The organism is Pradoshia sp. Z6_59 (assembly GCF_058267515.1).
Map to the genome: position 1 here is coordinate 1 of NZ_JBZCPP010000034.1, position 6,883 is coordinate 6,883.

General features: G+C 31.2%; 11 protein-coding genes. 3 read left to right on the top strand and 8 right to left on the bottom strand.

Features of this window, described 5'->3' with window-relative positions:
- Window positions 1–505: 505 nt before the first annotated feature.
- The 5 genes from AC4D4B_RS19320 to AC4D4B_RS19340 form a co-directional block, all read right to left on the bottom strand.
- On the bottom strand, window positions 506–1,033 hold the full coding sequence (locus AC4D4B_RS19320; RefSeq protein ID WP_491000820.1) for a hypothetical protein: 528 nt from the start codon (window positions 1,031–1,033) through the stop codon (window positions 506–508).
- Window positions 1,034–1,355: 322 nt separating this feature from the next.
- Window positions 1,356–2,024 carry a hypothetical protein gene (locus AC4D4B_RS19325; RefSeq protein ID WP_491000821.1) on the bottom strand — a complete coding sequence of 223 codons (669 nt, stop codon included), beginning with the start codon at window positions 2,022–2,024 and terminating at the stop codon, window positions 1,356–1,358.
- A 136-nt stretch (window positions 2,025–2,160) separates the two neighbouring features.
- Complete coding sequence (locus AC4D4B_RS19330; protein WP_491000822.1) at window positions 2,161–2,535, bottom strand: DUF2750 domain-containing protein; 375 nt, start codon at window positions 2,533–2,535, stop codon at window positions 2,161–2,163.
- Window positions 2,536–2,587: 52 nt separating this feature from the next.
- A complete protein-coding gene (locus AC4D4B_RS19335; protein ID WP_491000823.1) occupies window positions 2,588–2,947 on the bottom strand; it encodes a DUF4181 domain-containing protein in 360 nt (119 codons plus the stop codon).
- Between the two features lie 82 nt (window positions 2,948–3,029).
- A complete protein-coding gene (locus AC4D4B_RS19340) occupies window positions 3,030–3,209 on the bottom strand; it encodes a hypothetical protein (RefSeq protein WP_491000824.1) in 180 nt (59 codons plus the stop codon).
- Between the two features lie 360 nt (window positions 3,210–3,569).
- Between AC4D4B_RS19340 and AC4D4B_RS19345 the strand changes: the two genes are divergently transcribed.
- The 3 genes from AC4D4B_RS19345 to AC4D4B_RS19355 all read left to right on the top strand — a co-directional run bounded on the left by AC4D4B_RS19345 (window position 3,570) and on the right by AC4D4B_RS19355 (window position 4,543).
- On the top strand, window positions 3,570–3,704 hold the full coding sequence (locus tag AC4D4B_RS19345) for a hypothetical protein (RefSeq protein WP_491000825.1): 135 nt from the start codon (window positions 3,570–3,572) through the stop codon (window positions 3,702–3,704).
- A gap of 259 nt (window positions 3,705–3,963) precedes the next feature.
- On the top strand, window positions 3,964–4,266 hold the full coding sequence (locus AC4D4B_RS19350) for a DUF2089 family protein (RefSeq protein WP_151675531.1): 303 nt from the start codon (window positions 3,964–3,966) through the stop codon (window positions 4,264–4,266).
- Window positions 4,259–4,543: a hypothetical protein gene (locus AC4D4B_RS19355; protein WP_490553213.1), complete on the top strand. Its 285-nt coding sequence runs from the start codon at window positions 4,259–4,261 to the stop codon at window positions 4,541–4,543. The genes AC4D4B_RS19350 and AC4D4B_RS19355 overlap by 8 nt, the downstream gene beginning before the upstream one ends.
- Window positions 4,544–4,715: 172 nt before the next feature.
- Here AC4D4B_RS19355 and AC4D4B_RS19360 read toward each other — a convergent pair whose 3' ends face one another.
- The 3 genes from AC4D4B_RS19360 to AC4D4B_RS19370 all read right to left on the bottom strand — a co-directional run bounded on the left by AC4D4B_RS19360 (window position 4,716) and on the right by AC4D4B_RS19370 (window position 6,084).
- Window positions 4,716–5,327, bottom strand: coding sequence for a hypothetical protein (locus AC4D4B_RS19360; RefSeq protein WP_491000826.1), 612 nt, complete (start codon window positions 5,325–5,327; stop codon window positions 4,716–4,718).
- A gap of 62 nt (window positions 5,328–5,389) precedes the next feature.
- Window positions 5,390–5,623, bottom strand: coding sequence for a hypothetical protein (locus tag AC4D4B_RS19365; protein ID WP_491000827.1), 234 nt, complete (start codon window positions 5,621–5,623; stop codon window positions 5,390–5,392).
- A 257-nt stretch (window positions 5,624–5,880) separates the two neighbouring features.
- Window positions 5,881–6,084, bottom strand: a complete 204-nt coding sequence (locus AC4D4B_RS19370; protein WP_491000828.1) for a hypothetical protein — start codon at window positions 6,082–6,084, stop codon at window positions 5,881–5,883.
- Window positions 6,085–6,883: the final 799 nt, after the last annotated feature.

Consider the following 6,883-nt stretch of genomic DNA (forward strand, 5'->3'; position numbering starts at 1 on the left):
TGATAGATTAAATTCAAATGAAAAAAGTTCAACCAGAAAGTTCTGGCTGAACTATATAATACGAACCTGCCCCTTTACTTCAATAAGGAGTTCAACAGAAAGGAGCATTAATCCTTCCTGAAGGAGTTCAACAGAAAGGAGCATTAATCCTTCCTGGATCAACGCCCCTGTTAGTTCAATAGGACAATACTTCAATTTGTAGATTTTGGTCGAACTGTGAATCAAAAACACAAAACAATTTCCGTTTGAGCGAAGAAATATATTCTATTTGCTATGTTTCACCTTAAGCTAATCATTTATTAAATTTCCCCCTATGTATGTATGCAATTCCATACCAACAATAGGAGCAAAGCTCACATTTGGGATACTAGTTATAATCTCTAAAATCTGTTCTATTTTTATTATTTCGATTGACAGTGGATTAATAAAAATTAAATACTCTATTTTATTTTTGAAATTGTATATCCATTCTAACAAATGCTTATCTACGCTAATTCTATATGAATCAAAAATATCTGCAGGTTGATCTTCTCTGCAGATTGCAGTTTGAATAACAATCCATATATTCAATCAGAAAAATACCGTGTATACAAGGAGACACATAATTATCATAACTTCTTATGTGTTTCTCCCAATTCTTTTGTATAGAATCTACAATATTACTATATGTATGTTCCTTAAATAGGCTATGTTTGGATCGACTTATTACAAACCCCTCTTCACTATCTTCCAAATCCCTTTGAAAATCCTTCTTAATATTCTCTTTTAGCCTATATGATTCTGATTTCTGAGCTGATCCTTTTTTATTTTCATTGGATGACGTAACAGCAAAATGTTCTATAAAACCATTCTCAAATAAAAAATCTGGAAATACACTACTATTTTCATTAGGTTTAGCTTCACTCAGCCATTTTTTTAGTTCTTCATATTTTTCGTCAGACACACCATAACAAATTTCTTTAGATAACCTTCTCCTAACATTGTCTAAACACTTTTGCTCTATTTTATCTTGGGCTTTTAAATTTTCACTCACTCTGCATCCCCCTATACAAGTAAATAAAATCTAATTAGCAACTTTAATTTTTATTCTTTTTATATTGACAAATCATCTGTGTTTTTACTAGTTATTGCGTGATAAAAATATATATTCTTCTCATTATAGCTATATCCTTCCCTCTAATTGTAACATTTTGTAAAAGTTCGTTGGATCCTTATTGAGCTAACCTGCCCCGTTTCTACAATAAGGATTTCAACACAAAAAGGCATTAATCCTTCTTAGATCAATGCCCCCGTTAGTTTAAGTATAAAATTCCACAAAGAGTTTACATATGAATATATTTGTTGCCGTTGTTGCCTTAAGTTTCAACAGTAAATCTCCCAGTTTTAATAAGAACTCCTTCTTGATTAACTCTTTTATGTTCATAAGAAATATGATTTAATTTTTTGTATTTTTCATTCCACAATATCTCTATGAAAGGAGTTGGCCCCTGAAGGAAATAATTTGGAGAAATGTTTTCGAATCGATAACATTCACTAGGGTATTCTTCATTACAGTCAAATAATCCAAGTACATCTTCTTCAAATGCCATTCCACCAACTTTATATTCATATACTGAAAATAATTCAGTGAAAAAATTTGGAAAATCCGCAATTTCATCTTCCAATATTCCAACCTGTTCCCATTCTAAGGCATCAAGCTTTGAGCCGTAAAACCAAAAATTCACCATTAGCGCGTTTGAAGAAACCTTTTCTATTTGTAATGTTGCCTTTCGTTTTCTTGATAAATAGACATATAATCTTAATCTTAAAGAATGTAAGTAAATTGATTGGGAATCTTCTGAATCAAAAGGATGACCTTTTTCAAAAGCATTTAGCATTTCATCAATGTTATGATCGAAAATTTCAATTTTATATGTAACCTTAGATAACTTATTTATAATATCCTGTATAGTCTCCTTTTTCTTTTTTCGCAGCTCCAACAAGAAGCTAATTTCAAGAAAAGGACCTCCTTGCAACCATTCCATCAAGTCTTCCTCCTTAGCAAAGCAGTAAATATTAACATAATTTGTACGAAATTCTTATTGAGCTAACTTGCCCCGTTTGTGGAATAACTAAAAAAGAGCTGAACCACAGCCCTTGATATTGAAACGCAAACCTTACTTAATAATTCTCTAACTCACTATTTAAATCTCTTAATAACACATCGATCTCCACCATTACTGAGTCTTCATTGATTGGGAAAATGGATGGTTTAACTCTATCTTTCTTCATACCAACAAGCCAGTTCTCAATAAACTCATTTAATTCAATTGGTTCAGCTTTGAAGTTATTCCACTCATTAACGGCACAGTATTCTGCAAATTCTTTTCTAGGAAAGAAAGGAATCAACATATTTCCATCATCATCCTGTACTGTTGCCCAACCATCGTCATATAAACCCCAGACTTCCTCATAATCAGCGACCTTTTTAATAAAATACTCATATCTTATATTTGGTGGCTGTTTAATTATCGAATCTAATTCTTTTTGGTTCATATTGATATTCTCCAATACTGATAAAAACACCTTCTTAAGCTAACCTGCCCCTTTAGTAGTAAAAGTGAACAACGAAAAAAAAGATAGGAATAATTATCATCGAACTTATAATCGTTGAAATATATTGTTTTGATTCCTTTAGATACTTCCATTCCAATATAACTTGTAAACACGTTAATGCTGTTAAAAATAGAATCAAATTCCACTTTAAAAGGTCATCCGATTCCTTTTCAAGGGCAAACAAATAGGTAAACACAAAAAGTATACCTATCATCACTCTTCCCCAATGATCAATTGATTTTCCAAGAGTTTCGGAAAGGTCTATTTTCTTTACACCAAGATATTTCCTCACTATTTTCTCCACTAAAAATGCTGCTAAAAGAAAAACAACAAGACTCACCAACAGCTTCATATTCACCCTTCTCTCTATTAGCCACGACTTCCAATATTACAACTTTAAAATTCGATATGTATTATAGCAAATCCTTCTTGCACTAAACTGCCCCATTTGTTCCATAAGGATTTCGACGTTCATTTCTCTTTTTAATTTCATCACTTATTTCCATTAAGGTAAGCAAAATTAAAAAAAGCATCATAAAATTAACTAATTCCTCTGTAAAATATGCCAATATAGCAATCAACACCATCCAAAGCCAGAAATATTTTCTGTTCATAGAATCCACCCCATTTTCTTTATATAACTTATAAATTCAATACTAAATAAGTAACTTCCTTCTTAGCTAACCTGCCCCTTTAGCAGCATAAGAAAAGACCGTCAATTTGACAGCTTTGATCTTCGGCTATCGTCAGTTAAAGATAAGGTTTAAAATGCTAAAAGTGATACGGTTAAATAAAAAACTGCAAATAGAAATGCTACAAATATAATTAAAGTACCTTGAGTTATAAAAAAAGTATTTATCATATTTTTCTTTTTGTTTATGGCATATTCTTTAGCGAAAGATAGATGAAGTGGAATACAAATTATTGAAAAACAAAAACCAACACTCAGGCAGATTAAAACAAATTGAACGAATATGGGTGTATTCGTTTCAAAAAAGAAATCTGATAACCCGAATAAGGGTATTCCATACCAAAATCCGACTGAAAGAATCAATACCATTAAAGTAATTAAAGATAAAAATATATTGGTTTTCATTGTTCGAAAATAAAACCGCATTTTGATGCCCCTTTATCTCGTCTATTGTAAAAATTCCACTTAGATATATTAAAATCCTTCTTCCGCTACCTGCCCTTTACTTCCATAAGATAAGAATAGACTTATACCAGTTCTGAATCCTAAGCTATTGCTTACTTCAATTGAATAAGGTATCAACAAAAATTAATTAACCTTTAATAAAATTAAATTTTTATTTGATTTTATTAATAAATATGTTAATATTTAGTTAAATTTTATAAAGGAGGGATATTTTGGATAAAAATGAAGTGCCCAATTGGCTCTTGTCTTTGGAGAAAGAAGACATTGAGTTTATTAAGAATTTTGTTATAAATTCCGGTTCATTAAAGGAGATAGCAAAATATTACCAAGTCTCTTATCCAACCGTTAGACTTCGGTTAGATAAACTGATACAAAAAATTGAGGTTAATGACAGTATAGAAAGTGAAGAATTTATAGGTTTCATCAAGAAACTTTCAATTGATGATCGAATTAGCTTAGAGGATGCAAAATTAATCATTGATAAATATAAAAAGGAGGTGAGAATAAGTGAATGATTGGTATGTATTATTGATAGCTTTATTAGCGTTTGGTATTCAATATTTTTTATCAACTAGGATTAAATTGTATTGGGGTTCTATTTTACCGATTGTATATTTGGCGATGTTAATATATATCCAAATTTCCGGGATAATGGAATATTCGTTAATACAAATAATCCTCTTCGCAATTGTAGGTGAACTGTTTCTGATAGGATATTGGGTTACTGGCAGAAGAAGAGTAGATAATAACCGCAAAAAGGAACTAACTAAGATGAGGGCTTATGACATATAATTAGATCTGAGCCCAGGATAAATTTGGTATACCCTGCTGAATAAATGCATACCTTTAAACCCTAATAGTATGATTACTATGCTTGGATATTTAAAGATATAAAATAGAAGAGAAGAACAAGTTGATTATTTACTGATACCTCTTGTTCTTCTTGCACTAACCTGCCAATTCATTACCCCATATGGAAGTGAATATCAATAGCAACCACTATCCCAATAAGTTCAAATAATACATCCTCTTTATGCTCACTATTCTCTATATGATACACATCATTGTTGAATAAATTTTCTTTTATCGTCTCATAAAATAAGGAGCGTTTCTTAATTGAAGTAATCAGTTTGTTTGTACTGTTATCCCTAACTGTGAAATCTATTGCATCATAACTACCTATTGCTGTTAATAGTTCATTACCATTTGCATTAATAACTTTTATTAATGGTGACTTACCTTTTGAAGTTGATTTCACAGTGGCAATATGTTCTCCATTTTCCGTGTATAAAGTTAAATCTTTATAAAATCCAATCTCTTTTTTTATATAACCTACAACTTTTCCTTCTTCATCTAATAAATCTATTTCTAAATTTTCTACGATAATTCTCTGAGGTATAGCTAGGAGAATCAGGCTGGCCAGCTTTATCATTTGATTGCCTGCCTTTTTCGAGGATTTTTTTGATTCTTGTAATTTTCCTATTGTTTTACCAGCTGTATTTATTGAGTAAATTAACCCTTGTTTATTTAAACTTTCAACCTTTTGTAAGTAAATTTTTGAATATCCTTTAATCAAAATTATCCCCCATACTCACTGGTCTTTTATTATGCACATCTATTTTTAATACTTAAAATGATTCACATAGAATCATTAGACTGTTTCTTATATTTTTCACTTTGTGAAGCAAAGAATACCCAAATTATCGTAATAAAAGTTACGTAACCTGTGCTTTTTTCAATAGGTCTTCCGATAATCCATCCAATTATGTCTGCACTTAATAAAGCTAAAAACGTAAGGGTGACGATGAGAAGAATGGAATGAATAAACAATTTAGGGAATCTAATCATTGATATTTTTGTGAAGTTAAACATTAAAAATGCCTCCTGATAATAGAGTTAGCACATATAATTTACTGAGGCTCCTTAATAAAAAGTGATTCTGTGTTATAGATCAATTCAATATTACCACATTCAGTAAATAACTATCTCTAACATTAAATAATCTAAATGTTCTTCTTCCGCTAACCTGCCCTTTACTTCTATAAGGAATTCAACATAAAAAAGCATTAATCCTTCTTGGATCAATGCCCCCGTTTGTTTAAGTATATTTTTTTACAAACATACAGTTTTCACAAATTGATATTAAAAGATTTTAATAAATTATCCACAATTTCTGCACTACCGTCTTGGAACATAAATAAAGAGAAAGTAATCATACAAACTCCTAATAACAACAGAGTCAGTTTTTTTACCGTATTTATTGAACGTTTTATAAAGGCCATAGCCATTAAAAAGATACCTATAAATAATATGAGGAAATACCAGAATCCCATAAAGTCGACCTCCTTCCTCATTAATTACCTTTTACTTAAAATACCTTGTTATTACTATTCTAGAGTTGATGAAGGAAATCCTTCTTCCGCTAACCTTCCCCGTTTATACATTAAGGAATCAAACAAAAAAACATTATTCCTATTTGGATCAACGCCACTATTATTTGAACATAGCTAAATAATACAAACCCTTTACCATATCTTGTCTTTACTATGTTTAATCAAAATAATGTTTTCCGAAAAATACACCCCTCCAACCCGCCTTTCTACGCTCGAGTTAAAATAAAGTACTCGTATCGAACCCCATTTTGGCCCTCTCCTGATTCAAAAATGACCGTTTTTCCACCTGTTTTTCTACGTTTGTGGGGAGTTGAAATAATGTTTTCCGAAACAGATAAGAGAAGATCAGGGAGGGATTTATAAGGGTCCTGAAGGCCAGAATAGCATAAGGAAGAGACGGTATTAAGCACGGGAGACCTATAAATCCTGATAAACCTATCGAAAAAGCCTGTAATAGTAAGGATTTAAGTGGCATTAGAGACGAATGGGACCAGATGTACCATGAGGAATGAAAACAAAAAAAAGCCCGGATTCCTATTGCTGGAATCTGGGGAGATATTGAAAAGACCCGGTAATCGGAAAACTTTATTTTACCGATTACCGAGTCTGAATCGGAAAACTTTATTTTGTCTAGGAAAACTTTATTTTATGGTTACACCTTCTGTGTAATCAAAATAAAGTTTTCCGAAAACACACCCCTCCAACCCGCATTCCTACGTTCGAGTTAAAATAAAGTTTT